The following is a 24,711-nucleotide window of genomic DNA, read 5'->3' on the forward strand; positions in this document are numbered from 1 at the left end:
CATTGCTGAAGCTGCTCGCATGGCGACTTCCGAACCCTGCCTCTACGTTTCAGCATTCTGAGCGAGATCAGCGACCCTTTGCATTGGTATAGCAGGGGAACGCTTACGGCTCCCCCAAGTTTATTTGACTCAAAACCCCACTTCGCAATGCGCGTTCAAGGAAGGACTGGCCTGTAAGTCGGTCACACCGCACTTCTTCATTTTACCGCACGGCCCACCCAATACACTGCCATCATGGTAATCGATGCGTCCTCAGGCTCCAGCACATACACGTCTCGGATCGAAAGTCCCTAACAGGACTGACGCCGCGATTGACTATGCAATCGCTACGCGTGATCGATCCGCGGTCTGACGGCAGGAGAGGGGGAAGTCCTCATTTAGGCACATTAATACCTAGGGAGATCGAGAAATGCGAACTGGCTGAACCCTGCAACGGTAAGCCACCTGCAAGAAAGATGTTTGACGAATGTGACAGCCCGGTGCCTGATAGCACGATGAACATCCACAAGGCATTTTTGGATCGGCGGAAAGCTCATCCCCGATAGCACGTTAGAGTCGTTCACAACTCGTTTTCGGCAATGGTGGGAAAAGCCGAAACAGCAAGAAAACTGATTCGAAGCCGGGGCTTAGCGACGAAAGTAGATAGGCCACGACTGCATTCCATCGTGCTATCAGAGCCAGAGTGTCGCCGCTCTCAGTTTAGGCAATCGTGCTATCACAGAAGCCCGATCGTGCTATCGCGCCGCTGAGAACGTGCCATCACGGATGATCTATCGTGCCATCGCGCCGACCCCAAAATCTGCGAATCGTGGAGTCAGCACGATTCGCATCAGGTGCGACTTCTCTTAACTCTCTAACTTCTCCATAATCCCATAACCATGGCGCCTACGGCGCTGAGATTTGAGTTTGAATTTTTAGATGAGATTACCTTCATAAAACTTCTCGATGTTCCTCCAACTAGACCGCTGTTAGAGGTAGCTCCCCCCGCAAGAAAATCCTCCGGTTTACCCCGATGAGGGTCGCTGCGCCGTAAATGATGCTGGCGTTTGAGGCATCTGACGGTCGCTATGAATGGCCACAATACGCCGCACCTTTATAACGGCCTTGCATCAATCAGGCAGCGTGGCACAGAAGAATTCATCAGTGAGCTGCTTTCCGCTGCGGACCTGGTAGCCACCCGAGGCGGGGGACGGAATACTTTCCTAGCTACATTGATCGGCCTAGCGAAAACTGCATCTGATGAACTTATGAAGTCGCCTTAATCTGGGAAGGACCGTCGGGGGACCCGGTCGATCGGACGGCCACACCAAAGCTGTTACGATAGAATGATGCAGTACCCCTCCAGTATTAAGAAACCTCACGTGAACAGAGCGATCACGCACGCGTCGTTACCCAATTCGATGCAACTCAGAAGCGGAGCATGCGAACAAAACATGAAATATCCCTAAAATGCTGTCAGAAGGCCGTAGGACGCATCGAAATCTTTCAGGTCAAATGGTAAGGGGTGCCCTCGTTTTGGCGCTCACAGGGGCTCTGGCGGGACGTGATTTTCACCCTCATCATCCCAAATTGTGGGCTCAAAGAGGTCGATGACCGGCGGCCGAGATCGGGCGGGGGAGGGGGCCACCCCGCTGACGGGGATCGTGTAGCTGCGAAAGCTCGCCTGACCGGTCCGCTCGATGAGCAGTCCCTCGGCCTCGGCGGTCGCCAGTAGCTTGATCGCGCCGGCGGACGTCAGCCCAAACTGCTTCGCGACCTGGCTGCTGGTAATGGCGGGACGGGCCATCGCGAACAGGATCACGTCCTTGAGTCGTCCGAGCCGTCGGCGGTCCGCAAGATGGAGAGCGGCCCGCTGCGCATAGCTTCGCAGTTGCACCTCCAGGTCGAGATGGGCGTTCGCCCCGGCGACGATGGCTCCGAGCCAGAGGTGGTCGAGCTCGTGGCCTGAAGCGATCTTCCAGGGACCGCCCGCGCGTTGCAGGCCGAGGGCTGTCAGTCCACCTTGCGATCCGTTCCAGCGCCCCGGACCCCAGCGATCGCCGATCAGCAGGCTGGCCACGACATCACCGCGGGCGAGGGGCGCGAACTGCCGCCACAGCGCGGCGATCCGGCCGCCATGGAGCAGGGGAGGGGAGGGGGGTAGTACTTGGCAGGCCTTGCTCCAGGCCTCGATTGCCGGTAGCATTTCCCATGGCTCGCGGCGGCCCGGGATGTGCTCGTCGGAAGGACCGGTTTCAGCACCGAGCCACGCCAGCAGGGCAGAGGGGTCGGCCATGAGTTCGTCCAGGGTGATCGGCATGCCGATGGCGTGCTTCCAATGGGTCAGGTCATAGGCACTGGTGATGGCGCGTCCTCGGCCGTTGATCGTGACCGCGTCCTCGGGGAGTTCATAGGCGTCGATCCCGGCCAGGGCTTGCCGCTCAGCCAGCGCCATGCGCGCCTTCCAGGGCAGGCGGACGGGACTGAGCCGGAGGCGTTCTTCCACCCGTGCGAGCGCGGTTTGCGCGTCGGCATAGGCAAGGAGCAAGGCCGGATCGAGCAGGGGAGGGGAGGAAGCCATCATTTTTCGCCAAAATCTCGCCTTTAATGGCGAGGTGTATCGTTCCAGACTCGATTCATTAAACGGCCTGTTTGTCTGGGTTATCGGATCAGATATTAAACTGAAAGACGTTTTTAGAAAGTCTGTTGGTGCATCTAAAATATTGGATCAATGACAAGGGCCATTATCATTGATCCAAAATGTTGTTCGCTATATGATTTTGCCTTCGATTTGTACCAATATGAGCGGACTGGGATGACTGGCGAAGGCAGAAGACCGTTGCGCGGGCTGCGCGCCTTTCTCGATCCGGCCTTCGAGTCGGATCATACGCCTGTTCCTTCGGTGGAGCAAACGGACGTCGCTGGAAGCGCGGTCATGGGCGACGACCAGCCGATGGAGGACGGGCAAGCGGTATCGGTCCGCGCAGCGGAGGGCAATGTTGCGCCCTTGGTCATTGAAGAAGCCGACCCATCGGTGGCGATTGGACCGCTCGCGCCGTTGGCGACCGCCGAGGGAGTTCGGCCGACCACACTGGTCCTGCCCGCACCGGGCCAGCGTTGGGCCTATGGCGCGCGCCAGCAATATGTCGCGCAGCGCAGGGCGGAGCGCGCGGCGGAGCAAGCGCTCACCCCGCTCCAGCGGTTCGAAGCCGCTCTGGCGATGCTGCCGACCACGGGCCGGCCCGCCGCGAATCTTGATCTGGTCGAGGCGACGCTGGCCGCCATGGCCGCCAACACGGTACGCGGTCTGCTTGCAGACATGGCGGGCTTTGGCGAGGCATGTCGCCGGTCTGGGGTGAGCGCGCTGCCAGCGCAGCCTATTTCGGTAATCCAGTATTTAAAGGCGCGCGGAGCGGGGGAGGGCAGTCTCGCCAAGGCGAAGCCGGCGACGCTTTCGCGCACCCTCTGGGCGATCGCGACCTTCCACCGGCTGTTCGATCTGCCCGACCCGACCAAGGACAAGCTGGTCGCGCTGACGCTCAAGGCCTTGCGCCGCGAACTGGGAACCGCCCAGCGCCAGGCGCGGCCGTTGCGCTACAAGGGTTCGGTCAGCGACGTTTTTGACGGCGACGCGCGAGGGATGAGCCTGAAAGCGCTGCTCGACGGATGCCCCCACGACGAAAAGGGGATGAGGGACCGGGCGTTGCTGTCGGTCGCCTACGATACGGGCCTGCGCGCTTCCGAATTGGTCGCGATCGACATCGCCCATATCCAGCCGGCTAGTGATCCCGACACCCGGTTACTGCATATCCCGCGCCATAAAGCGGATCAGGAAGGGGAGGGGGCAACCGCATTCCTCTCGATGCGGAGCACCCTGGCCCTGAACGCTTGGATCGCGGTGATGGCCGATCTGCTGGGCGTTCCTGAAATAACGAAGGGACCTATCTTTCGGCGGTTGTTTATCAAGCGCTTGAAGGCGGTCGATCCCGCTGTGTCGCGTGCTGCAGCGCGCCGGGAGGCCGCCGCCACGCAATGGGGATTGTCCAGTTTGATGCCAGAAGCCAAGGCAGCGCGGCGCACTGGCATCGATCCGATGACGGCCGTCAGCCTGGGCGGTGCCGCGTTGCAGCCGCAGGCGGTAACGCAGATTTTCAAGACGCGGGTCCAGGGGGCCTGGGACGCAGGACTCTTACCGGATTTGAGCAAGGACGAACTGGCCCAATGGGTCAAGGGGATCAGCGCGCATTCGACGCGCATTGGGATCACCAACGACCTGTTCGCGGCGGGTGAGGATATCGCCGGGATCATGGATGCACTACGCTGGAAATCGCCCAAGATGCCGCTCAGCTACAATCGTAATCTGGCAGCGGAACATGGTGCGGCGGGCCGTCTACTCTCCAAACTGCGTTAGCGGATGTCGGGCTTCGGGTTGTTGCCATAATCAATCATGTAGCGAGGGTGGAAATCCCCCACGACCTTCCCGCCTATTTACAGCTCCGCGCATGCCGCCGGCGATGCGCAGATGCGCTTCTGTAACAGGTGGCACAAAGCGCGGCAGCAGATTCTCTCTCACTCAGGGAAAGGCGTCTGGCAATCGACCGATTCCGCCTCGCGACCGTCCACGGATCGGTGATCAGGATCGTCTGCTCCATGCTATCCGCGTTGATGATCATGAACCGGCATTTTGGTAACAACAAATGGCTTGTTAGGAATTGGTGATCATCAATGGCCTCGAGCTAAGGCGCAAGGCTCTACGAGTGGGGTGCGGACCGTTAAATGAGCCGACCCGAGCAGCTTAGGTCACAATTAGCACCGGTGGATACGGTGCTGTTCACCCACAGGTTTCGAGCTTCGCACGACCTGGCAGGATCCTGTCGTGACGTGAGATGCTGGTGTGGGAATGTCTGCTCTGCCAGCGCAGGAGATGTTTCGTCTGCTTCGATGGTTGCGTTTGCTGCGATTATTGACCATATAGGCCGAGAGGAGACGCGCCATGACCATGCCCGCCTTTGCGGAAGAAATCGGTAGCCGCTTGCCCTCCGCTGGTGAGAAGGATGCTGCCAATCAGCTTCGCAAGATCATTGCCGCGCATGCCGCCGGCGATGCAAAATTGCGCCTCCTGGAAGAGGGGGACAAGACCCCCACCGAAATCACACTGACACCCGCCATATCCCAATTGCTGATGGAACTGCTCAGGCATATCGGCAAGGGAGACGCAGTCACCCTCGTGCCGATCAGTCAGATGTTGACGACCCAGCAGGCTGCTGACGTGCTCAACGTGTCGCGGCCCTATCTCATCTCCCTTCTCAACAAGAAGGAGATTGCCCACACATTGGTGGGGCGCCACCGGCGCGTGCGCGCCGAGGATTTGTTTGCTTACAAGCGTGAGCGGGATGGGATTCGCTCCAAGGCACTCGACGATCTGGCGGCGGCCGACGCCGAATTGTTCTGATCCTTGTTCGCCAATCGCTACACGGCCTTCATTGATGCCTGCACGCTTGCCAGCGTGCTGCGCAGAAACCTGTTGCTGACATTGGCGGAAGCGGATTTCTTTCGCATCAGATGGTCGGCGCCAGTTCTAGAGGAAACGGGCCGAGCCATCGCGAAGATACTCGTCAGCAAGGGGCGATCGCAGGCGGAAGCGGAGGAAATCGCAGCAACCCAAATTTCCCGAATGCGTCAGGCATTTGGCGAAGCGGAGGTTGTTGATTTCGCTCATCTCACTCCGCTGGTGGAGGCCCTACCGGATCCGGACGATGCGCATGTGATCGCTGCGGCCGTAAAGACTCAGGCCGCCGCGATCGTGACGGAGAATCTCAAGGACTTCCCGGAGGCCCTGCTGGAGAGCTTGAATCTGGAAGTCCGGTCGGCAGACGACTTTATTGCCGATACCATCGCGCTTGATACGGGCCGCGCCGTCGCGGCAATTCGCCGGATGCGCGGGCGCTTTCGCAGGCCCGAAAAGTCCGCACATGACCTTTTGCTGGACATGGAGGCGGCAGGACTGGTGGCCACCGTGGACGCTCTTCGACCGCATGTGGGATCCCTCTGAAACTTTGAATTGAACGCTTTGACGCAGGGAAAATGCTCGGACGGACTTGGAGAGTGGAATTTGGAAAGGCGGACGTTGATTTCCCGCTTGCCATGCACCCTCACAGTTTGACCAGGCTGCCGTACTTCATTGAAGAAACCCCTCTGGCCGATCCCGAAGCTGATCGAAGCGGTCGGCGATCGCGATCCAGCGGGCCACGCCCGTCTCATCACCCGCCACGGCCAGCGCAGTGACACGCTCGGCTATATGCTCGTATCGCTCCGGTGAGGGCCGCCTTGCAGTGATCGGCTGATATTTCGAGATGGCACCGGTGCAAGCACTGGTGTTTGCACCGGTACAAGGGACGGTGCGATGAGTCAGATGACGGTAATTTCGGGCCCAGAACGGCGGCGCGTCTGGACCGACCAGCAGAAGCGCGAACTGGTCGCTGCGGTTTCGGCGCCCGGGGCGAACGTGGCGGAGATTGCCCGCCGTGCTGATCTGCGGCCGAACCAGATTTACAGATGGCGGCGGCAGATGGAGCAGGCAGCGCAGGGCTTTGCCGAGGTGCAGGTGCAAGCCGATCCGGTGCCAATGATCGGATCGGCGATCACCGTCGAGTTCGAGCGGGCGATCGTGCGCATTCCCGCTGGCGCATCGCCTGGGCTGGTGTCGGCAGTGCTGCGGTCGGTCAAGCCGTGATCCCAATCCCCTCCGGCGTTCGGATATGGATCGCGACGGGGCACACGGACATGCGGCGTTATGCGGCGCGTGGGATTATGTGGAGTCCTGGGCGGCCAGGCTAATTTTACTTAATAAATACATGCTGATGAGAGATCTGTGCGGGCAGGAACTCAGCATAATCTAGACTTCCCAAGCGCCGATCCGGCGCACGGGAGAGAAGTCATGAACATCAATGAGAGACCGACCACGGCACCAAGGATCATGGATGCCGGTGAGTTGACGCCGTGGGTCGCTGCGTTCGCTGACGAGCTCGGTTCGCTGAGGCACACGCCGCTGACCATCCGATGTTACATCGATTGCGCTCGTCATTTTGCCGCTTGGCTTGCAATCGAGAACGTCGAGCTCAGTGAAGTGGGAGACGACGCTCTTGGCCGGTTCGCCAAGCACCGTTGTCGTTGCGGGGGTTATCGACGCGCCGTGCCGCACTCGACCAGCTATCTGAGCCGCGTTCATCGTTTTGTCGTGTTTCTCGCCGGACGCGGTGTCGTCGCGCCGCTGGCTGAAGCGATTGCCAGCCCCGTCGATCCCTTGGTTCGTGATTTCCAGGAGTGGCTCATGCGCCATCGAGGCATTCGCGACCGAACGGCCGTGCGGCACGGAAGGATGATAATGCGACTGCTCCCTTCGCTGGGATCAGACCCACATGCATACAACCCAGCGGATATCAGAATGGTTATTCTAAATGAGGCCCAGCGCTGCTCTGTAGCGTACACCAAGACGATGATCACCGCTCTGCGCGGATACTTGCGTTTTCTGGCCGCCGCTGACCTGTGTCGTCCTGGCCTTGAACACGCAGTACCGCGCATTCCACAATGGCGACTCTCATCATTGCCACGCTATCTGTCGCCTGATCAGGTCGACCGGATCGTCGCTTCCTGTGACCTGCGAACCAGACGGGGCATTCGCGATCGTGCGATTCTGCTCCTCCTGGCGCGCCTCGGACTGCGCGCGGGCGACATTTGGGAGATGCGCCTTGGGGACATCGATTGGGATTCTGGAACCTTGCGGGTGAAGGGCAAGGGGCGCTGCGAGACTCTTCTTCCCTTGCCTCAGGATGCTGGCGATGCCGTGTTTGATTATCTCGATGGCGCTCGCCCTGAAGTCGATGACGACCGCATTTTCCTGAGGGCGGTCGCGCCGTTTCGACCTTTCTACGCTTCTCCGTCGATTTCTCACATCGTGGCCCTTGCTGTGAAGCGAGCCGGTATTGACGATCCGCCATCGCGTGGTGCGAACCTGCTGCGCCATTCGGCAGCGACGCACATGCTCCGCAGCGGTGCGACGCTCCAGTCGGTTGGCGCCGTCCTGCGCCACAAGTCTCTGGAGACCACGAACCTATACGCCAAGGTCGATCTCAACATGCTGGAGCGGATCGCACAGCCTTGGCCGGGGGAAGTAGCATGTTAAGTGTCGATCTCGCGCGCTATGTCGCGCTTCATGAGGCGCTGGGATTCAGATTCCGGACGCAGCGGAGTCTGCTGCGCATGTTCGTCGCCTACGCGGAACGCCACGGCGATGCCCTGATCAAAAGCGATCGGGCGATCGCCTGGGCGGTCGAGGCACCTTCCCCCGAACAGCGACGCAACCGCCTCCTTACGGTTCGCCGGTTCGCGATCGCAATGCACGCCGAAGACCCCGACCACGAGGTGCCCGCGGCCGACGCGCTGGGTCGTGGGCTTTTTCGGCGAACGCAGCCCTACATCTATTCTGCCGGAGAGATCGAGAGGCTGATGGCCGCCGCCGCTTCGCTCGGTCCGAGCGGCACGCTTCGCCCGCTCACCTACTTCACATTGTTTGGCTTGCTCGCCGCGACCGGTATGCGGATATCCGAAGCCCTGGCTTTACGACTAGGCGATGTCACCGAAGACGGGCTGATCGTCGCTAACACCAAGTTCAAGAAAAGCCGGCTTATTCCGATCCACAGCACGACCCGAGCTGCCATCGATCGCTACCTCTCAGTCCGTTTGACGATCGCTGGGGGCACCCCAGCTCTGTTTGTCTCCAACACTGGAACTCCGCCTCGCTATGACACGGTCAGCGCGTTGTTCCGGCAACTTTCGCGCAATATTGGATTGAGGGGCGCCCCAGGTCAGCCGGGGCCGCGCATCCATGATCTGAGGCACAGCTTCGCCGTGAGATCGCTGGAACAATGCCCATGCAATGGCGACGCCGTATCGCACCATGTCCTCGCCCTCAGCACATATCTCGGCCACGCTCACGTCAGCGACACCTATTGGTATCTTCAGGCCACCCCAGGCCTGATGGCGCAGATTGCCGATGTTGGTGAGACCTTCGGCCGGACAGGTGCAGCATGACCGCGCTCGCACCCCCTCTGTCCCGGTTCCTCGGGGAGCACCTTCCTCGCGATCAGCGTGCCAGCCCGCACACCTGTGACGCCTACGCCTATAGCTTTCAATTGCTCGTCACCTTTGCGGCGCGGCAGCTGCAGAAGGCGCCGTCGCAATTGGAAGTCGAAGATATTGGTGTGCCGATGATCCTTTCCTTTCTCGAACATATCGAACAGGATCGAGGTAACAAGGCGCGATCTCGCAATGCGCGATTGGCGGCGATCAAGTCTTTCTTCCGTTTCCTTGAATATCGTGTGCCAGCGTGTCTCGACCAGTCACTTCGCATCCGCGCGATTCCAATTAAGAAGACCGACGAAGCTCTCGTCACTTCGCTTACGCGAGCTGAGATTCAGGCGCTCATCAATGCACCCGATCACAGAACCATTTCCGGCGCTCGAGACCGTGCGATGCTCCATCTCGCCTTCTCTGCAGGCCTGCGCGTCTCTGAGCTGGTGGGACTACGTCTCGATCAACTCGATCTCCAAAGTCCGGCTACCATCCACGTCATGGGCAAAGGGCGGCGGGAGCGCGTGCTTCCATTGTGGAAGGAAGGCGTAATCTCGCTCAAGGCTTGGCTCGCCGTCCGTCAACAACGTCAAGATGGGGCGTTATTTCTGAACGCCGCCGGCCTCGCCATGACCAGATCTGGATTCGAATATATCCTCGGGAAGCATGTGGCCACAGCCGCTCAATCTTTTCCGTCTATCGCAGCAAAGCGCGTGACGCCCCATGTCCTGAGGCACAGCTGTGCTCAGCACATGCTGCAAGCCACGCGCGATGTTCGAAAGGTGGCGTTGTGGCTGGGCCATGCCAGTCTGCAAAGCACCGAGGTCTACTTGCGTGCCGATCCAACCGAAAAGCTCGAAGCCTTGGCAGCCGCGGGCGGGCCCACCCTCCAGCCAGGGAGGTTCACGCCGCCGGACAAACTCATCGCCATGCTGAAGGAGGCCCACCATCCAAATTATGCTGAGTGATATCCTCCCGGTTCGTGGGCGGCCCGTGCCTGGCCGCCCAGGACTCCACATAATCCCACGCGCCGCATAACGACGCTTATGTGCTGCAGCACATAAGCGGCGCGGCATGCGTAGCCTGGCCCTCCAAGTGCAGCAGAGTTTCGGGCGTGATCCCTTCGCCGGGGATCTCTACATTTTCAGGGGACGCCGCGGCGACCTCTGCAAGATCATCTGGCATGACGGCGTGGGCATGTCGCTTTATGCCAAGCGATTGGAGCGCGGGAAGTACATTTGGCCCTCTGCGGTGGACGGCGTGATCGCCATTTCCCCCTCGCAGATGGCCTGCATGTTGGAGGCGATCGACTGGCGTAATCCGCAGGCCACATGGCGCCCGACATTGGCCGGATAAAAGCCCCGGCATGACCTAAAAAGCTAGGGATTCCGGTGCTTTTCCGCTATGTCGTTGGCCATGGGGAACGAGGCGCAAGCAGAGATCGACAGCCTTCGCGAGCGGCTTGCCGCTGCCGAGGCAGTCGCCGCTGAAGTTGCCCGCATCAAGGCGATCAACGCCGACCTAGAAGCCCGTAACGCCCTTCTCGAACTGCAGAACGAGAAGATGCGCCGCACCCTTTTTGGCCAGCGGTCCGAACGCACACGCCATCTGCTCGACCAGATGGAACTGACCTTCGAGGAGTGCGAGACCGCTGCCAGCGAAGATGAGCTTCTGGCTGCCCTGGCAGCGGCGAAGACCAATGTCGCACCGTTCGAGCGCAAGCGGCCCGCGCGCAAGCCCTTGCCCGAGCATCTGCCCCGCGAACGCTTCGTCATCGCCGCGCCCGAGGCATGCCCCTGCTGCGGTTCGGATCGGCTATGCAAGCTGGGTGAGGATATCACCGAGACGCTTGAGGTCGTGCCGCGCCAGTGGAAGGTGATCCAAACCGTTCGGGAGAAGTTCTCCTGTCGCGATTGCGAGAAGATCACCCAACCGCCGGCACCGTTCCACGTCACGCCCCGCGGACTCTTTGGCCCGAGCTTCCTTGCGATGCTGCTGTTCGAGAAGTTCGGCGCGCATCAGCCGCTCAACCGCCAGCGGGATCGTTATGCCCGCGAGGGCGTGGACCTGAGCCTTTCGACCCTGGCCGATCAGGTCGGCACCTGCACCGCTGCGCTGATGCCGCTCTATCTGTTGATTGAGGCGCATGTCCTGGCCGCCGAGCGACTGCATGGCGATGACACCACGGTGCCGGTGCTGGCAAAAACCAAGACCGATACGGGCCGGATCTGGACCTATGTCCGGGATGATCGGCCATTCGGCGGGCCAGCGCCGCCGGCAGCGATCTTCCATTATTCCCGTGACCGGCGAGGCGAGCATCCCGTGGGTCATTTGCGCAGCTGGACGGGCATCCTCCAGGCCGATGCCTATGCCGGCTATAATGCGTTGTTCCATGCCAACAGACTGCCGGCGCCGCTGACCCGCGCCCTATGCTGGAGCCATTATCCAGAGCATGGTTTTATCTGGGGCGACGCGATTCTGACGTCCGGGATCGGCGGGAAAGGTCAGTGTGGATCTCGTGATAAAATCATAGGGACCGCAGGTACGAAAGCAGATCCGGCTTTGGCTTCCAAGGCGTGGCCTTTGCGGGTTCGATACCGGCGTGCTTCCAAAAGTTCTGTAGCGCATCGCGCTTCATCTTCAGGTTCGTCGAGATATACCGGTTCGTGGTCGCGATGCTGGAATGACCGAGATAATCGCGGATCACGGTCACGTCGGTGCCCGACTGCAGGAGCGCGACGGCGCAGCTGTGGCGGAAAACGTGAGGAGTGATGCGGTCACGCGCCAGCCTGGGTCGATCCTGGACGACTGGCGAGGCATGCTTGGTAAGGATGTACGCGACTCCATCGCGGGTCAGCGGTTGGCCGTGGCGGTTCATGAAAACATGCTGCTGGCCCGCAGCGCCCGACAGGTTTTGCAGGCGCCGCAACGCGTCGGCCGTCTCGCGCCATAACGGAACGAGCCGCTCCTTGCGGCCCTTCCCACGCAATCGGGCCTGGTGCGGTGGCGTCAGTTGAAGGTCCTGCCACAGCAGGCCGGTTGCTTCGCTCACTCTGGCGCCGCAATTATAGAGGAAAAGCAGCAGCGTGTAATCGCGCCAGCCACTGCGGGTCCGCCGATCGGGATGGGCGATGATGGCCCGCACGTCGGTTGCTTCGAGGTAGGTTGCGGGCTTCTGCCTCGCCCGCTTCGACGGCAGCGCCAACACCTGCGTGTAACGGAGCGCATTGTCGAGATCGTTGCGCAAGAGGTGCTTGAAGAAGCTGCGAAGCGCGGCACGGCGGCAGTTGCGCGTCGCGGTGGAGTTGGATCTTCCGCCCTCGAGATGATCGAGGAACCCAGCGACGGTGTCGGCGTCGAGATCCTCCAGCACAAGCGCGGCGACCTCGCGGCCGCGCCGCTGGGCAACGAACTGAAACAGCAGCTTGAGCGTGTCGCGATAGGCGCGCGTCGTATGTGGGCTCGCGCCGCGCTGACGCGGCAGATAGTTGGAGAAGAACGACTCCACCAAAGCGAACAGCATCTGAGGTCCTGCCTTACTCATCGTGGCTGCCTGGCGTGTCGCATATGTTGTTCGAAGCGCGTGCTCGCGAGTTCCAGGAGTTGCGGCGTCGCCTTCAGATAGACCTCGGTGCCAATGACGTTCTGGTGCCCGAGATAGGCCGAAAGCCAGGGGAGCTTGGCGTGAATGTCAGCACCTTCCTCCGCCCATGCTGTCAGGCGGTGAACCGCGAACGCATGCCGAAACTCATATGGGCGCGCTCCGACGCGCCCCTGCGCAGGCTTAATATCGAGGCGGCGCAGGAGCTTGCGAATAGCGTCGGACGCCGCGTGGGTATGGAGTGGCGCGCCGTTGAGGCGAACGAACAGAGCTTCGCAATCCCCTTGACCACGATCGTGAAGCACCCGGCATCGATCATCGACATAGAGGCCAAGCTCTGCGACAAGATCGTCGCGCATGGGGACGATACGCGTACGCCGCTTGCTGTTGCGTATGAGCAAGGTCCCACGGTCGAGATCGACATCATCCATGGTCAGACGCACCGCCTCGCCGAGCCTGAGGCCGGTGCAGTAAAGCACGAGAATCAGCCTTCGCAGCATAGATGCCCATATGAAGCGGCCTTGGTGCGCTGACGCGGCGGCGAGAATGCAGCGGATCTCGTCGCGGCTGAAAATGTAAGGAAAGAACGTCGACTCCTTCACCGGCGCAAAGGCGTGCTCGGGCACATAGCTGGTGGGATCGCGACGACGGCGATGCAGGCAAAGTTGACGAATGACCCCGAACTCGTTGCCGAGCGTGACGGCCTTGCGGTCGGGCAAACGCCCACACCAGCGGCTAATCGCTTCGGCCAGCGAAATATCGACATCGTCGCCCCACTGGTCTTCGACGAAGCGAAGGAAGCGTTCGATCTCAAACTCGCCGCGTCGATAGGGATGGCCCATGGCGCGCTTGAACGCCAGGAAGCTCGCGGCGTCGTTCCTTAACTCTTCCAGGACGATGACGGTGGTCATGTCGGCACCGGCAATGCGATCTCGCGCAGGGACGCGGTGGCGATCCGCACATAGGCCGAGACCGACTCTGGATCCCGGTGACCAAGGAGATCCGATATCACTTGGGGCCGCGCACCCAGGTCTATCTGGCGCGCCGCGTGAGAATGTCGCAATACATGGCTGCCCAGAAATGGTGCATCGATCCCCGCGATCTTCGCATGCTTCATCACGATGTGGCGTATCGCGCTCGAAGCCGCGAATGGCTCCAGCGGCATCTTCATCTGCACGAAAAGATGGCGGGTGGGTGTATCAGCGGGCCGGCCGTGGCGTAGATACTCTGCCAGCGCCTTGGCGACGGGTGGCAACAGCGGCAGCGTGAATGCAACGCCCGTCTTTGGGCGAAGGACTGACAGTGTGCTATTATCCCAGTCGATATCCCGAAACTGCAAGCGGATGATCTCGCCGGCGCCAAAGCCATAGGTGCTCATCATCAGCAGGATCGCGTAGTCGCGAAGGCCCTGCGGACTTGATCTGTCCACGGCCATCAGGAGCCGCTTCACATTGTCCCAGGAAAGGGCGCGTCTCGGTCGCTCGTGCCGTCGTTGCACGGGCGCGATCACGGCCTCGCTGATATCGACCGGACTCTGTCCACTCCAGTGCAGGAAACGGGAAAAGCAGCGTACCGTGCAAGCAAGATCGCTCACATGCGATCGGGAATATCGCGCGGCGCGGCCAACCAGAAATGCATCGACATCGGTTATCTGCATCGAGTGCCAGTCCTTGCCGGCCTGAATCAAGTAATCCTGAAGCTTACCGATGTGGCCCAGCTTTTTGTGAACCGTCACCTCTGGATTACCGCGATGCTGGGTCAGATAGGCGGCATACTGCGCGAGCAACGGCGGCAGCAAAGCCTTCCCTGGACGAGGCGGTCGCCAGTCAGGTGGGGCAAGCCCCAAGCAATGATAGACACGGCTGAGCGACAGCAGGGCGCTGCTGGAAAGTCTGAGAGAAAGCGGGTCTAGCCCCCGTCGCTCCGCATACCAGTCTTTGAAGCGGCCAACGCGTTCAAGGGTCAACTCTTCTCGCTCGACCAGGCCGTGCAAGGCGCAATAGGTACGAAACTGCTGGATGCGGATCAGATAAACAATCGTTGTTCCTGCCCCAAGGCGCCGCTCGGCGCTCCAGATGCGGCGGATATCGTCGGGGGTGGGCGCGGCAGGGTCGGCTGCGGCGATATGATCGACATGTACGGGCATGGCTTTACCTCGATCGGCAAAGCGTAGCTGACGCTGAAAACGTGATCACGCCCCGCATCGTGTTGGCAAGAGCCATCGGCATCGCCGACACTGCCTATCCTCTGGATGGGTCGGAGTCCCAAGGGGGCCGGAATACAGTGCAACAGCTCCGGGGAAAGGGCTAGGCGGAGCGTCGCAAGGGCCGGAACGTCGCTCACCGGCAAGCCCGGCCTCGCCAGCCGGGGCGCCATCAATTTGACGGCGGCAACGGATCTGCGCACCGCGACAACGCGGCGGCGAAGCCAGCGCACCGCGCCTGGAAGGGAAATATCCGGGCCGCGCGCTGCGTCTGCGGCGGCTTCCATGCTTCGTTCCGACGCGGCTATCCCAACGATGCGATCGATCGCGGCAAGCGAACCGGGCAGGCGAGCGGCGAGAAAATCCGGGAGCAGGCTGAATGTTATGTGCCCCTGTGGGCAGTAGCAGCGAGCGATCCGTACACCCGGACTGGTCAGGCGCGCATAGCTACCGTGCCGCCGAAATGCACAGCCGCCGCTCGGATGGAGCGGGCAGCGCAACAGTCGCGCGCGCCGCCACTCCTGCGTGGCGACATAGTCCTCGATCGTCGACCTGGTACGCAATGGTATCTGCAACGTCGCCCCCCGCGCGGCGGCCCCCGACTGCGAGGTCGCTGCTTTTATCTGGAGCCCAGTGCGCCGAAATCTCCGGCAAGCCCGGATTATATCCCAAAACGCCCCAGATAAAACCATGCTCTGGATAATGCGCCTTATGTCGAGATCGACATAAGAGCCACGCGCGCCGTTATTTCTTCGAACTGGCCGATGTCGCCGCGCAGATCAAGAAGCGCCGCAAAAAGGCCGTCATCTCGCCGCTGGCAGTGGAGGCGGTCCGCCGCATCGACGCGATCTTCGACATTGAGCGCGCCATCAACGGCAGACCGGCCCAGGAGCGTCTTGCCTTCCGCCGGGAACTCAGCGCACCGCTGGTTGCCGATCTGGAAGAATGGATCCGGGACAATCGGTCAAAGCTATCGAAGAACAGCGATGTGGCCGAGGCCATGGATTACATGCTCAAGGCATGGCCGGCCTTCGCCGCGTTCCTCGATGACGGCCGCATCTGCCTTTCGAACAACGCGGAGGAACGCGCGCTGAGAGGTATAGCATTGGGCAGAAAATCGTGGCTCTTCGCTGGTTCAGACCGCGGCGGTCAACGCACGGCCTTCATGCTGAGCCTTATCGGCACGGCAAAGCTCAACGACATCGATCCGCAGGCCTGGCTCGCCGACGTCCTCGCGCGCATCGCCGACATCCCCCAGAACCGTCTCCACGAACTGCTCCCCTGGAACTGGCGCGCCGCAGAAGATCAACGCGAAGCCGCCTGATCCGCGGCCCTCACCGGAGCGATACATATGCTCTGGCGCCTGTTCGCCAAAGCGCCGCTCGATAGCGAGCGCCTCGGCCCATCGTTCCTGCTCCGGGGTCACAGCAGCGTCGCGGCAGACGAGGGCGCTGAGCGTGGCTTGTTCCATGGCTCGCTGGTCCGCTCCATGGCGATCAGTTCATCAGGAAAGCAGCGCTCTTGAAAACCTAGGATGTCGTCAAAGCTGCCATGAAGCCATTGCGCATATTCATGTTCATGCAGGAGAACCGGCATTCGGTCATGAACCGGGCGGATGGCCTCATTGCAGTCAGTCATCGCGCCGGAGAAGACCGGCCCCCATTCCGGGCTGTCGCGCCACAGGCCTGCCCAGGCGAAGATGGGACTATCACGCAGCGAGAACCAGCTCCGGGTCTTGGCCCCAGCCTTTCCTTCAGCTTCCGCAAAGTTTGTGAGGGGAATGAGGCAGCGAAATTCGGGTTTGCGCGCAGCGCCGAGCCAGAAGGGCTTGCGTAAGTCAGCGATATTGTTGACCGGCTTGGGCTTGGACTCCGGTTTCATGCCCTTGAGGCGAACCGGCCAGCCCCAGGTCATGCTTTGAAGGAGGCGAGTGCCATCCTGCTCTCGCACCACCATGCCAGGCGTGCCGGGATAGACCTCGTCGGGCGCGTTAAACTGGGTGACCGGCGCCGCCACGCCGAAATGCGCAGCCACCTCGGCGGCGGATTTGCGCACGGTGTAGAGGTTACAAATGAGGCGATCCTCCTTCGTTGGAGGAGCAGCGTAGCACCGCGGATCGTCTCGTCAAAGCGGGCCTATGTGTTGAGATAGGCAGCGACAGCATCGACGCTGTTGCCCACCGCCTCCACCGCTTCCTCCAGTTGCTCTTTGCTGGCGCCGAAGCGGTTGGTCCAATATTGTACCTCATAGTCTTCGCCGAGCGCGATGCGCGAGCTGTCCTGCGGCCCGCGTGCGGTCTTTTCATTAGCCATTGCCTGCGCCTTCATCATCGTTGCCCGGTTCAACGCAGAAAGACGTTCGACGTTTCGTGCTGTGATCGACCGGCGGCCCTTGGATGTCCGGCAGAAACGGAACGACTCGATCAGGCGGCGAGTAGTAATGTTGGGCCGCGTGCGAGAAGCGGCCGACCAGGAGCGTCCATATCTGTGAAGATCGCCACCTATAATGTAAATGGGGTCAATGGCCGGCTACCAGTGCTGCTGCGCTGGCTTTATGAGGCGGAACCCGACATTGTCTGCCTCCAGGAACTCAAAGCCCCGCAAGAGAACTTTCCCGAACGTGCCATTCGCGATGCGGGCTATGATGCCGTCTGGCACGGTCAGAGCCGGTGGAACGGCGTCGCTATCCTCAGCCGTATCGGCGAGATCCACGAAACCCGTCGCGGCCTGCCCGGCGATCCCGATGACGGGCAGAGCCGCTATATAGAGGCTGCGGTCGGCGGCGTTCTGATCGCTGGTCTGTATCTGCCCAATGGCAATCCTCGGGCCGGCCCCAAATATGATTTCAAGCTGCGCTGGCTCGACCGGCTGCACGCGCATCTGGCATCGCTCGTTGATCTGGACGCGCCGGTGGTGGTCGCCGGAGATTATAATGTCATGCCCACCGACCTCGATGTCTATGCGCCCGATCGCTGGCGCGATGACGCACTCTTCGCGCCCGAAGTGCGCGCGGGCTATCAGCGGCTTCTCGATCAAGGTTGGACGGACGCGCTTCGGCACAAGCACCCGGGCGAGGCCATCTACACCTTCTGGAAATATTGGCGTGGCGCGTTCGAGCGCAATGCGGGACTGCGGATCGATCACCTGCTGCTGAATGCCAAGGCCAAAGCCCGGCTAATCGCGGCCGAGGTCGATACCGCGCCGCGTGGATGGGAGAAGACGAGCGACCATGCGCCGGTCTGGATCGAGTTGAAGGATAAGGCCCGAAGAAAGAAGCGGAGCTGACGTCTCAAAGGCTCATGGCCGCTCATCTTTTAGCGGCACGGCTTCTGGCGGACCCATGGCGAAGGAATGGCTGGCTGCATAGCAATGACAGGCGCGCGCGGCGGCGCGGTCGGCTGCCCCCGGATCTGCCACGCATTATCTCATCGGTAGGGCGGCCTTAACCATCGACCTGAGATTACTGCGCCATGGAGAGACGAAAAACAGATGGTCGCAGCGCTCGAAATCTTTCGGTCAAGCGCAGCATTCGTCCTCGTTTGCCCGATGCCGTGTACAGGGATCTGGTCGCCCCGCTCTTCACCATGAGCATGCCTATCGCGGGCTTCGGCCTGCTCTATCTGTTCGTCGGAACGCTCATTTATCTCAAATGGCAAGATGGCGTGATTGCGGCTCTCACCGGAACATCTGTGTTGGTGACGGCGGCCAGGCTTATTCTGATCGGCGCCTTCCATCGCGCCGGGGGCGCCGGACAGGAGATTGTCGCCCTGCGAATCTGGGAACGGCGCTACGCTGCGCTAACCTATATCTTCGCGATGCTGTTGGCTGGCCTCAACATCCGCGCGCTCATTGCCCATGCGCCGCTTATCCACATCGGAACCATCAGCCTCATTTTTACCTTTGGCGCGGGCATCGTTTCACGAAATGCGAGCAGGCCGCGCCTCTGCGTGATCAGCCTGATGCTGGCGGTTCTGCCAACGGCGGTCGCCATGATGGTCCATGCCATGACCGAATATGACGAGCCGCTCCATGCCGAGTTTTTCGCGCTGGAAGGCGTGCTTCTCCTGGCAGTCGGCTTGATGAGCCTTGATTCCGTGCACCACCTTCATGCCGCTTCGGTTGAGCATCTGACCACCCAACATGATCTTGCGAATCTGGCCCGCCACGACCCGCTGACAGGGCTGTCCAATCGCCTGGCTTTGCGTGAGGCCTTTTTCGCCAGCCTGGAAACATCGCGCAGGTCAGGCGATCAGCTTGCGATCCATTATCTCGATCTCGATGGCTTCAAGGCCGTCAATGACGCTTATGGTCATCCAGCGGGAGACCAACTGCTGGTCGAGGTCGCCCGCCGGCTCATTGCGACGGTCAGGACGGACGACGTCGTATCGCGCCTCGGGGGCGATGAATTCATTCTTGTCCAGAGCCACGTCCAGCATCAGGATCAGGCTGAACTGCTGGCGCGACGCGTGATCCGGCAGCTTAGCGAACCCTATATGATCGCAGGCGTCGAAATGCGGGTATCGGTGAGTGTCGGCATCAGCATGGCCCCTCAATTTGGCCTGGACCTCGAGCGCCTGATCGGTTGCGCAGACGCCGCCCTCTATCGTTCAAAGGCACGCGGAAAGGCCCAGGTCCATTTTTGCGGTCCGGAGGACTATCAGGAGATCGGTCGGGCGGTCGCCTGAACGCGTCAGCCAAAAAAAAGGCCGGCCAAATGAATGGCCAGCCGTACTGAGTTTTAGGAGAGGATGCCTGAAAGGCAGGGCGCATATGGCGCCAAATGAACGATCCGACAAATGCGGAGGCTGCGACGCCGGGTGCAGCTTTTGCAATCAGTGCAATATGCGGCTGAGAGGGCGAGCTTAGCGGCCGCGATAATGCTGTTTCTCAACAGGCGCGGTGACTGAGGATGAGTCCGGTAGCATGGAGTAGGACCGGTGCGACCCGAAGGCTTAGCTCATCGGCCGGTCCATGATCAAAATCTCAATTTACGCTACGGAATGCAAATTTGCTGGGCTGCGAAAATCAACCACTTACCGCATCTGCAAGGGATTTATGAACTTGGATTAAAGTTAAGGCGCTCCCAGAAATCTGAACCCTATGTTAATGACGAGTCGCGACCCGAAGGCTCTGGTTTTCAGAGACTTCTACTGACCCGGCCATTCATTGAGAGTGGTCGGGTCGTTTTTGGTTAAGTGCCGGACCGAAACGGTCTCCATTGCGACCAACGCGATCCGGACCGGCAAGGCCGATATAAGATTGGAGTGTCAGCCGGGGAAACGGCTTGTCTGCGTTACCGTGATCGAGGAAGCCGATCAGGATTGGGTATGTTCATCGCTCAGGGCTCCGAACCATTGGGCATAGGGGGTGTTACGGGCGAGATGCCGATTATAGTCGGGCGCGCCATCCCCCCACCACACGGGCCCGCGCTCGCCGAGCTGGTGTTTGACGGCGTCCACTGCATCGCGCGCGCTTCTCTCCACGTTGGCATCCTTGGCACGCAGCGCCTCGCCCACCTGCCTTCGCGCCGTCATCAACTGATGGACCAACTTGGCCCGCTCGGCCTCGCCGAGGGCAGGGTTGCTCATCCGCCAGAGACGGCCACGCACGACAAAATATCGCCCGTCTGGCGTAACCGGATATTGGGGCTTGGCGTGCCTGCCTGGCATCAGGCCGGTTTGAGGCTGCGAAAGGTGATCGACCAGCGCGGTTCTTCTTGTTCGGTGATGCTATGCTCCCATGCATGCCGGGCTTCGCCCGCCAGATGGTAGATGGAGCGCGGCTCCAGCGACACCGTGCGGCGCTCGAACCCATCCGCCGTTCGGCGCCTGAAGCGCATCGGGGCGGCGCCCCCCAGCGAAATGCCGACGACATGCTCGAACACCGGCCGGTCCTTGTGCCAGCCAATGCCCGCGCCCGGATCGTATCGGATCAGCAGCGCCTGGACGAGCGCGTCTGGCGGCAACGCAGCAAAGCGGGCGGCACGATTGCGCAGCGGCAGCAGCCAATCTGGCAGGGGATCGGCCGGACCAAAGCTACCCCGCTCGAAATCATAGTTCCAGCCATAGCTGCGGGTGAGGCGCTTGCCGGTCCATTTCTGGAAACGGAATGGCGCCAGCGGTGTGGCATCGATCCGGGTGATGAGTTCTGCTTCTTCCGCATCGGAGAGAAAGCCCGGCTCATACCGCAGGCCCAGCAGAAGCGGAGGCGCGAAAAGGTCGATCTGGTGGGCAGACGCCATCACAGGAGCGCCAGCTGATTATCTGCAGAGGGCGGACGCTTGCCGCTCCGCCAGAGATCCTCGGTTTTTTCGACGCGGAAACGCTCGGCCGAAAAGGGCGGACGGAACTGGAAACCGATCACGTCCCGGATCTCGCCGTGGAGCCAGGCGTCATATTCATGAGGGTCGAGCAGCACCGGCATACGGTCATTGGTCGGACGCACGGCGTCATTCGCTTCCATCGTCATGCCGGCATAGACCGGACCTTGTTCGGGCATGTTCCGGCAAAAGCCCGCCCAGGCCATCAGGGGCTGGCGCTTTAAGGAAAACCAGGTGCGGGTCCGCTCACCCGGTACGCCGTCGGGATTGGCGAAATGCGTCAGCACGATGAGGCAGCGATAGCGCGCATCCTGCGCCATATGATCCCACATCGGATTGGTGAGATCGGCGACCAGCCCGATGCGGCCCGGTTCCTCGTCGCGTTCGCGCATCTCGCGGGTCAGGCGGCTAAACCCCCAGGTAACGCCGCGCATGATCCGCCGACCCTTACTCTCGAAAACCACAAGGCCAAGCGCGCCTTCGGTGGTTTCGAACGGGAGCTCGATTGGCGCGGGCATATCTGCGCCGAAATGCGCGGCGACCTCGCTCAGTCCTGCAGCCATGCAATGGAGCCTCGACATGGCAGGCCGATCAGTTTGGCTTCTGGCCGTCGTCGGCGACAGACATGAAGCGGTCGAGCAGAGCGTCGATCGGATGCATGCCGGTTTCTTCGAAGGTCGAGCGCAAATTCTGGGCTTGCTGTCCCAGCATCTTGCCATAGGCCTCCCCGCCTTTGCGTAGGCTTTGCCGCGTCGGGAACTCAGGCGCCTGCTCCATGATGCAGGCGAGGCCCATCAATATGCCCTCGACCGCAAGATCGGGATCGACCGTCTGCTCGCTGTCCCGAACCGCTGACCCCAGGACCAGCTCCAGTGTCTGCTGGGCGACACGAAGCCGCAGGGCCTCCTCGCGTGGCAAGGTGTCGAGACCTTCGATCGGGATGATACGCGGGGTCATGCTTGGGCCTCCTTACCAGGGAATTTCATCATCGGTGACAAGCGCGGGATCGTGGCTCGGATGATAACGCGGCGGCGTCGATTCGCGCTCCGATTCATCCGCATGTGCGAGGGGCGCTTTTTTTCCGGAGCCTCCTCCCCATGCTTCAGGCTCAATTTTTTTCGCTGCACAACCATGGGTTTTCCCGCTTTGTTTCGAGAGCGTACCGCCGATCCTGAACGAGCAACGACTCCAGTGCGTTGACTCATACTGTAATTGGAACAAAATAGGAACAATCCAACCGCGAGCCACAAGGAGGCCCTTCGATGATGGAAAGAGGGGCGCGCCCCCGCGTTGCTGCCCTGCGCGCCCAGATTGCCGAGATCGAAGGCACAGAGCGTAGGCGCAAAGAGGTTCTGCCATTTGGCTTGGAAATGGTCGATGCCAAACTGCCCGGCGGTGGTCTGGCGCTAGGAGCGCTGCATGAAGTGGCTGGCGGCGCGCAGGGCGTGACCGATGGGGCGGCCGCCGCCCTGTTCACTGCCGGTATTCTTGCGCGGGTGAGCGGTAGCATCCTCTGGTGCATGACCGAGCCCGACCTGTTCGCGCCAGCGATTGCGCAGGCTGGACTTGATCCCGATCGCGTCATCTATGTGGAAGCTCGCGATGAAACAGCGGTTCTCGCCTGTTTCGAGGAAGGACTGCGCCATGGTGGATTGGGCGGTGTGGTGGCGGAACTCGCGCGCCTGTCGATGACCTCCTCGCGGCGTCTCCAACTGGCAGCCGAGAGCAGCGGCACCATTGGAATAGCGATCCGGCGCTGGCGGCGCCTGGCCGAGGCGTCGGACTTTGGCCAGCCGACGGCGGCCGCGACGCGATGGCGGGTGACAGCTGTTCCATCCGACCCACTGCCGGTGCCGGGTGTCGGCCGCCATCGCTGGTTCGTTGAGCTCATACGGTGCCGGGCAGGAGAGAGCGCCGATTTTCTGGTGGAAGCCTGCGATGCGACAGGTCGTCTCGCTCTTCCTGCCGACCTGGCCGACGGATCGGCTGCGTCGCAGGCTTGGGCAGAGCGCGCCGCCTCCTGACGCGCCGCTGATCCTTGCTGGCATCGACGGGCAACGCCGGGTGGTCACCGCGGCGAATGCCGCCGCGCGCATGATCGGTCTGCACACAGGCATGGCGGTCAGCCAAGCGCAGGCACTGGTGCCTGATCTCCTCATCCTGGATGCCGAGCCGCAGTCGGACCGGGACGGGCTGGAGCGGCTCGCCGTTTGGTCGCTGCGCCGCTACGCACCGATTATCGCGGTCGATCCGCCCGATGGGCTGATGCTCGATATCACCGGCGCTGCCCATGTCCATGGCGGCATCATGGGCCTGCTCAAGGACATCGTGCAGCGGCTGGCCGAGGTGGAGACGGTCGGGCGCGCGGTGTGTGCGCCGGCCTATGGCGCGGCGCATGCGCTGGCCCGCTATGGCCCGGAACCGCTGCGCGTTATCGATCCGCTCGACCTCGAGGAGGCGATTGCCGATCTGCCGCTGGTCGCGCTGCGCCTGGACCAGGCCATCGTCAGATCATTGAGCCAATTGGGCCTGGAGACGATCGCCGATCTGGAAGCCATGCCGCGCGCCTCGCTCGCGCTGCGCTTTGGATCGATGCCGGGGCTGCGGCTCGACCAGGCCTATGGCCGTGTCGCCGAGCCGTTCGAGCCAGTTGCAGCACCGCAAACCATCGAGGTAGAACGCCGCTTTGCTGAGCCGATCGGCGCGCCTGAAACCCTTGCCCGCTATACCCACAAGCTGGTCGATGGCCTGTGCCAGCAGTTGGAGGAAGCGGGCGTTGGCGCGCGCAGGCTGGATTTGCGCTTCCACCGGGTCGACAACCGGGTCGAAGCCATCCGGGCAGGACTCGCCAAGCCCAGCCGTGACAGGAAGCAGATGGGACGGCTGCTCTGCGACAGGATCGAAACGGTTGATCCTGGCTTTGGGGTCGAGAAGATGGTGCTTTCCGCCCCCCAGGTCGAGCCATTGGGGCTTCGCACCATCTCGCATCTGGGCGAAACGCCGATGCCCGATGTCGCCATGCTCGTCGATATATTGGGGAACAGGGTAGGGGAGGAGCGGCTCTACCGGGTGGCCGCGCGCGAGAGCGATATTCCCGAACGCTCAGTCACCCGCATTCCGCCCATGGCCGATCCGACTTTGCTGCGCTGGCCTGAACGCTGGCCGCGCCCGGCCCGGCTGTTCAAGCGGCCCGAGCCGATCGACACCATGGCGCTGCTGCCCGATCATCCCCCGGTTCATTTCGTGTGGCGGGGCATGCGCCGCAAGGTGAAGCGGGCCGATGGACCGGAGCGCATCTATGGCGAATGGCATGTGAGTGATGAGGAATGGCTGAGCGTCCGCGACTATTTCCTCGTCGAGGACGAGACGGGCGCGCGCTACTGGGTCTTCCGTCAGGGTGATGGCATGGACAGCGCCACCGGCGGGCAGGGCTGGTTCCTGCATGGGCTGTTCGCCTGATTGCAACGAGCGGTAGCGTGAT

Annotated in this window: 23 protein-coding genes and 2 pseudogenes; 14 read left to right on the top strand and 11 right to left on the bottom strand. The window is 61.4% G+C overall.

The features are described from left to right. Positions 1-1,522 precede the first annotated feature (1,522 nt). A complete protein-coding gene (locus VVT58_RS21080) occupies positions 1,523-2,563 on the bottom strand; it encodes a hypothetical protein (protein ID WP_226870488.1) in 1,041 nt (346 codons plus the stop codon). Between the two features lie 231 nt (positions 2,564-2,794). Here VVT58_RS21080 and VVT58_RS21085 point away from each other — a divergent pair, with 231 nt between their 5' ends. The 3 genes from VVT58_RS21085 (at position 2,795) to VVT58_RS21095 (ending at position 6,031) form a co-directional block, all read left to right on the top strand. Then, positions 2,795-4,390 (top strand): tyrosine-type recombinase/integrase, encoded by a 1,596-nt coding sequence (locus tag VVT58_RS21085; RefSeq protein ID WP_061940015.1) that lies wholly within the window; start codon positions 2,795-2,797, stop codon positions 4,388-4,390. Between the two features lie 582 nt (positions 4,391-4,972). Beyond that, positions 4,973-5,431, top strand: coding sequence for a helix-turn-helix domain-containing protein (locus VVT58_RS21090; RefSeq protein ID WP_061940014.1), 459 nt, complete (start codon positions 4,973-4,975; stop codon positions 5,429-5,431). 3 nt (positions 5,432-5,434) lie between these two features. After that, positions 5,435-6,031 carry a PIN domain-containing protein gene (locus VVT58_RS21095; protein WP_061940013.1) on the top strand — a complete coding sequence of 199 codons (597 nt, stop codon included), beginning with the start codon at positions 5,435-5,437 and terminating at the stop codon, positions 6,029-6,031. Positions 6,032-6,157: 126 nt separating this feature from the next. Here the strand turns inward: VVT58_RS21095 and VVT58_RS24440 are convergent, their stop codons facing one another. After that, positions 6,158-6,250: a hypothetical protein gene (locus VVT58_RS24440; RefSeq protein ID WP_405053757.1), complete on the bottom strand. Its 93-nt coding sequence runs from the start codon at positions 6,248-6,250 to the stop codon at positions 6,158-6,160. Positions 6,251-6,382: 132 nt separating this feature from the next. Here VVT58_RS24440 and VVT58_RS21105 point away from each other — a divergent pair, with 132 nt between their 5' ends. The 6 genes and pseudogenes from VVT58_RS21105 to tnpC form a co-directional block, all read left to right on the top strand. Further along, a complete protein-coding gene (locus tag VVT58_RS21105) occupies positions 6,383-6,712 on the top strand; it encodes a transposase (RefSeq protein WP_062733598.1) in 330 nt (109 codons plus the stop codon). 204 nt (positions 6,713-6,916) lie between these two features. Beyond that, a complete protein-coding gene (locus VVT58_RS21110) occupies positions 6,917-8,161 on the top strand; it encodes a tyrosine-type recombinase/integrase (RefSeq protein WP_327754307.1) in 1,245 nt (414 codons plus the stop codon). Beyond that, the gene (locus tag VVT58_RS21115; RefSeq protein WP_061940011.1) at positions 8,155-9,069 is read left to right on the top strand and encodes a tyrosine-type recombinase/integrase; all 915 of its coding nucleotides are present in this window, start codon (positions 8,155-8,157) and stop codon (positions 9,067-9,069) included. The genes VVT58_RS21110 and VVT58_RS21115 overlap by 7 nt, the downstream gene beginning before the upstream one ends. Then, positions 9,066-10,076, top strand: a complete 1,011-nt coding sequence (locus tag VVT58_RS21120) for a tyrosine-type recombinase/integrase (RefSeq protein ID WP_061940012.1) — start codon at positions 9,066-9,068, stop codon at positions 10,074-10,076. Before VVT58_RS21115 ends, VVT58_RS21120 begins: the two co-directional genes overlap by 4 nt. A 106-nt stretch (positions 10,077-10,182) precedes the next feature. Then, entirely contained in the window at positions 10,183-10,464 is a 282-nt protein-coding gene (gene tnpB, locus VVT58_RS21125) for an IS66 family insertion sequence element accessory protein TnpB (RefSeq protein ID WP_061940009.1), read from the top strand. 60 nt (positions 10,465-10,524) lie between these two features. Next, positions 10,525-11,550: pseudogene (gene tnpC, locus VVT58_RS21130) on the top strand (IS66 family transposase); the annotation flags it as partial. 85 nt (positions 11,551-11,635) lie between these two features. Here the strand turns inward: tnpC and VVT58_RS21135 are convergent. The 3 genes from VVT58_RS21135 to VVT58_RS21145 are packed head-to-tail and all read right to left on the bottom strand — an operon-like array spanning position 11,636 to position 14,855. Further along, positions 11,636-12,652, bottom strand: coding sequence for a site-specific integrase (locus VVT58_RS21135; RefSeq protein WP_066563385.1), 1,017 nt, complete (start codon positions 12,650-12,652; stop codon positions 11,636-11,638). Beyond that, complete coding sequence (locus VVT58_RS21140; protein ID WP_066563387.1) at positions 12,649-13,620, bottom strand: tyrosine-type recombinase/integrase; 972 nt, start codon at positions 13,618-13,620, stop codon at positions 12,649-12,651. The genes VVT58_RS21135 and VVT58_RS21140 overlap by 4 nt, the downstream gene beginning before the upstream one ends. After that, entirely contained in the window at positions 13,617-14,855 is a 1,239-nt protein-coding gene (locus tag VVT58_RS21145; RefSeq protein ID WP_327754311.1) for a site-specific integrase, read from the bottom strand. The genes VVT58_RS21140 and VVT58_RS21145 overlap by 4 nt, the downstream gene beginning before the upstream one ends. A 787-nt stretch (positions 14,856-15,642) precedes the next feature. Here VVT58_RS21145 and VVT58_RS21150 point away from each other — a divergent pair. Further along, a pseudogene (locus tag VVT58_RS21150) lies at positions 15,643-16,236 on the top strand (transposase); the annotation flags it as partial. 98 nt (positions 16,237-16,334) lie between these two features. On the opposite strand, the gene VVT58_RS21155 reads toward VVT58_RS21150, so the two are convergent. Then, positions 16,335-16,985: an SOS response-associated peptidase gene (locus tag VVT58_RS21155; protein ID WP_076605811.1), complete on the bottom strand. Its 651-nt coding sequence runs from the start codon at positions 16,983-16,985 to the stop codon at positions 16,335-16,337. 62 nt (positions 16,986-17,047) lie between these two features. Next, entirely contained in the window at positions 17,048-17,224 is a 177-nt protein-coding gene (locus VVT58_RS21160; RefSeq protein ID WP_064485883.1) for a DUF3606 domain-containing protein, read from the bottom strand. Between the two features lie 174 nt (positions 17,225-17,398). On the opposite strand from VVT58_RS21160, the gene xth reads away from it, so the two are divergent. Further along, positions 17,399-18,196: an exodeoxyribonuclease III gene (gene xth, locus VVT58_RS21165; RefSeq protein ID WP_061940008.1), complete on the top strand. Its 798-nt coding sequence runs from the start codon at positions 17,399-17,401 to the stop codon at positions 18,194-18,196. A gap of 299 nt (positions 18,197-18,495) precedes the next feature. Then, on the top strand, positions 18,496-19,596 hold the full coding sequence (locus VVT58_RS21170; protein WP_240962502.1) for a GGDEF domain-containing protein: 1,101 nt from the start codon (positions 18,496-18,498) through the stop codon (positions 19,594-19,596). A gap of 630 nt (positions 19,597-20,226) precedes the next feature. Here the strand turns inward: VVT58_RS21170 and VVT58_RS21175 are convergent. The 4 genes from VVT58_RS21175 to VVT58_RS21190 are packed head-to-tail and all read right to left on the bottom strand — an operon-like array spanning position 20,227 to position 22,187. Next, positions 20,227-20,580, bottom strand: a complete 354-nt coding sequence (locus tag VVT58_RS21175) for a hypothetical protein (RefSeq protein WP_061940006.1) — start codon at positions 20,578-20,580, stop codon at positions 20,227-20,229. Beyond that, positions 20,580-21,152 (bottom strand): alpha-ketoglutarate-dependent dioxygenase AlkB, encoded by a 573-nt coding sequence (locus VVT58_RS21180; RefSeq protein WP_061940004.1) that lies wholly within the window; start codon positions 21,150-21,152, stop codon positions 20,580-20,582. The genes VVT58_RS21175 and VVT58_RS21180 overlap by 1 nt, the downstream gene beginning before the upstream one ends. Then, the gene (locus VVT58_RS21185; protein ID WP_061940002.1) at positions 21,152-21,811 is read right to left on the bottom strand and encodes an SOS response-associated peptidase family protein; all 660 of its coding nucleotides are present in this window, start codon (positions 21,809-21,811) and stop codon (positions 21,152-21,154) included. The genes VVT58_RS21180 and VVT58_RS21185 overlap by 1 nt, the downstream gene beginning before the upstream one ends. 10 nt (positions 21,812-21,821) lie before the next feature. After that, the gene (locus VVT58_RS21190) at positions 21,822-22,187 is read right to left on the bottom strand and encodes a hypothetical protein (protein WP_061940000.1); all 366 of its coding nucleotides are present in this window, start codon (positions 22,185-22,187) and stop codon (positions 21,822-21,824) included. A gap of 305 nt (positions 22,188-22,492) precedes the next feature. On the opposite strand from VVT58_RS21190, the gene VVT58_RS21195 reads away from it, so the two are divergent. Together VVT58_RS21195 and VVT58_RS21200 are read left to right on the top strand one after the other, a co-directional pair. Beyond that, positions 22,493-23,254, top strand: coding sequence for an ImuA family protein (locus VVT58_RS21195; protein WP_061939998.1), 762 nt, complete (start codon positions 22,493-22,495; stop codon positions 23,252-23,254). After that, positions 23,169-24,689: a DNA polymerase Y family protein gene (locus VVT58_RS21200; RefSeq protein WP_061939996.1), complete on the top strand. Its 1,521-nt coding sequence runs from the start codon at positions 23,169-23,171 to the stop codon at positions 24,687-24,689. Before VVT58_RS21195 ends, VVT58_RS21200 begins: the two co-directional genes overlap by 86 nt. Positions 24,690-24,711 lie beyond the last annotated feature (22 nt).

Source organism: Sphingobium sp. SJ10-10, from assembly GCF_036038995.2.
Taxonomy (GTDB): domain Bacteria; phylum Pseudomonadota; class Alphaproteobacteria; order Sphingomonadales; family Sphingomonadaceae; genus Sphingobium.

Excerpts from the sequence above, each read along its gene's own strand:
- VVT58_RS21170 (WP_240962502.1), top strand. The coding sequence starts at position 18,496 with ATGAGCATGCCTATCGCGGGCTTCGGCCTGCTCTATCTGTTCGTCGGA.
- VVT58_RS21140 (WP_066563387.1), bottom strand. The coding sequence starts at position 13,620 with ATGACCACCGTCATCGTCCTGGAAGAGTTAAGGAACGACGCCGCGAGC.
- VVT58_RS21085 (WP_061940015.1), top strand. The coding sequence starts at position 2,795 with ATGACTGGCGAAGGCAGAAGACCGTTGCGCGGGCTGCGCGCCTTTCTC.
- VVT58_RS21180 (WP_061940004.1), bottom strand. The coding sequence starts at position 21,152 with ATGGCGTCTGCCCACCAGATCGACCTTTTCGCGCCTCCGCTTCTGCTG.
- VVT58_RS21175 (WP_061940006.1), bottom strand. The coding sequence starts at position 20,580 with ATGCCAGGCAGGCACGCCAAGCCCCAATATCCGGTTACGCCAGACGGG.
- VVT58_RS21145 (WP_327754311.1), bottom strand. The coding sequence starts at position 14,855 with ATGCCCGTACATGTCGATCATATCGCCGCAGCCGACCCTGCCGCGCCC.
- tnpB (WP_061940009.1), top strand. The coding sequence starts at position 10,183 with ATGCGTAGCCTGGCCCTCCAAGTGCAGCAGAGTTTCGGGCGTGATCCC.
- VVT58_RS21110 (WP_327754307.1), top strand. The coding sequence starts at position 6,917 with ATGAACATCAATGAGAGACCGACCACGGCACCAAGGATCATGGATGCC.
- VVT58_RS21190 (WP_061940000.1), bottom strand. The coding sequence starts at position 22,187 with ATGACCCCGCGTATCATCCCGATCGAAGGTCTCGACACCTTGCCACGC.
- VVT58_RS21195 (WP_061939998.1), top strand. The coding sequence starts at position 22,493 with ATGATGGAAAGAGGGGCGCGCCCCCGCGTTGCTGCCCTGCGCGCCCAG.
- VVT58_RS21080 (WP_226870488.1), bottom strand. The coding sequence starts at position 2,563 with ATGATGGCTTCCTCCCCTCCCCTGCTCGATCCGGCCTTGCTCCTTGCC.
- VVT58_RS21090 (WP_061940014.1), top strand. The coding sequence starts at position 4,973 with ATGACCATGCCCGCCTTTGCGGAAGAAATCGGTAGCCGCTTGCCCTCC.
- VVT58_RS21105 (WP_062733598.1), top strand. The coding sequence starts at position 6,383 with ATGAGTCAGATGACGGTAATTTCGGGCCCAGAACGGCGGCGCGTCTGG.
- VVT58_RS21135 (WP_066563385.1), bottom strand. The coding sequence starts at position 12,652 with ATGAGTAAGGCAGGACCTCAGATGCTGTTCGCTTTGGTGGAGTCGTTC.
- VVT58_RS21120 (WP_061940012.1), top strand. The coding sequence starts at position 9,066 with ATGACCGCGCTCGCACCCCCTCTGTCCCGGTTCCTCGGGGAGCACCTT.
- VVT58_RS21185 (WP_061940002.1), bottom strand. The coding sequence starts at position 21,811 with ATGTCGAGGCTCCATTGCATGGCTGCAGGACTGAGCGAGGTCGCCGCG.
- VVT58_RS21115 (WP_061940011.1), top strand. The coding sequence starts at position 8,155 with ATGTTAAGTGTCGATCTCGCGCGCTATGTCGCGCTTCATGAGGCGCTG.
- VVT58_RS21160 (WP_064485883.1), bottom strand. The coding sequence starts at position 17,224 with ATGGCTAATGAAAAGACCGCACGCGGGCCGCAGGACAGCTCGCGCATC.
- VVT58_RS21200 (WP_061939996.1), top strand. The coding sequence starts at position 23,169 with ATGCGACAGGTCGTCTCGCTCTTCCTGCCGACCTGGCCGACGGATCGG.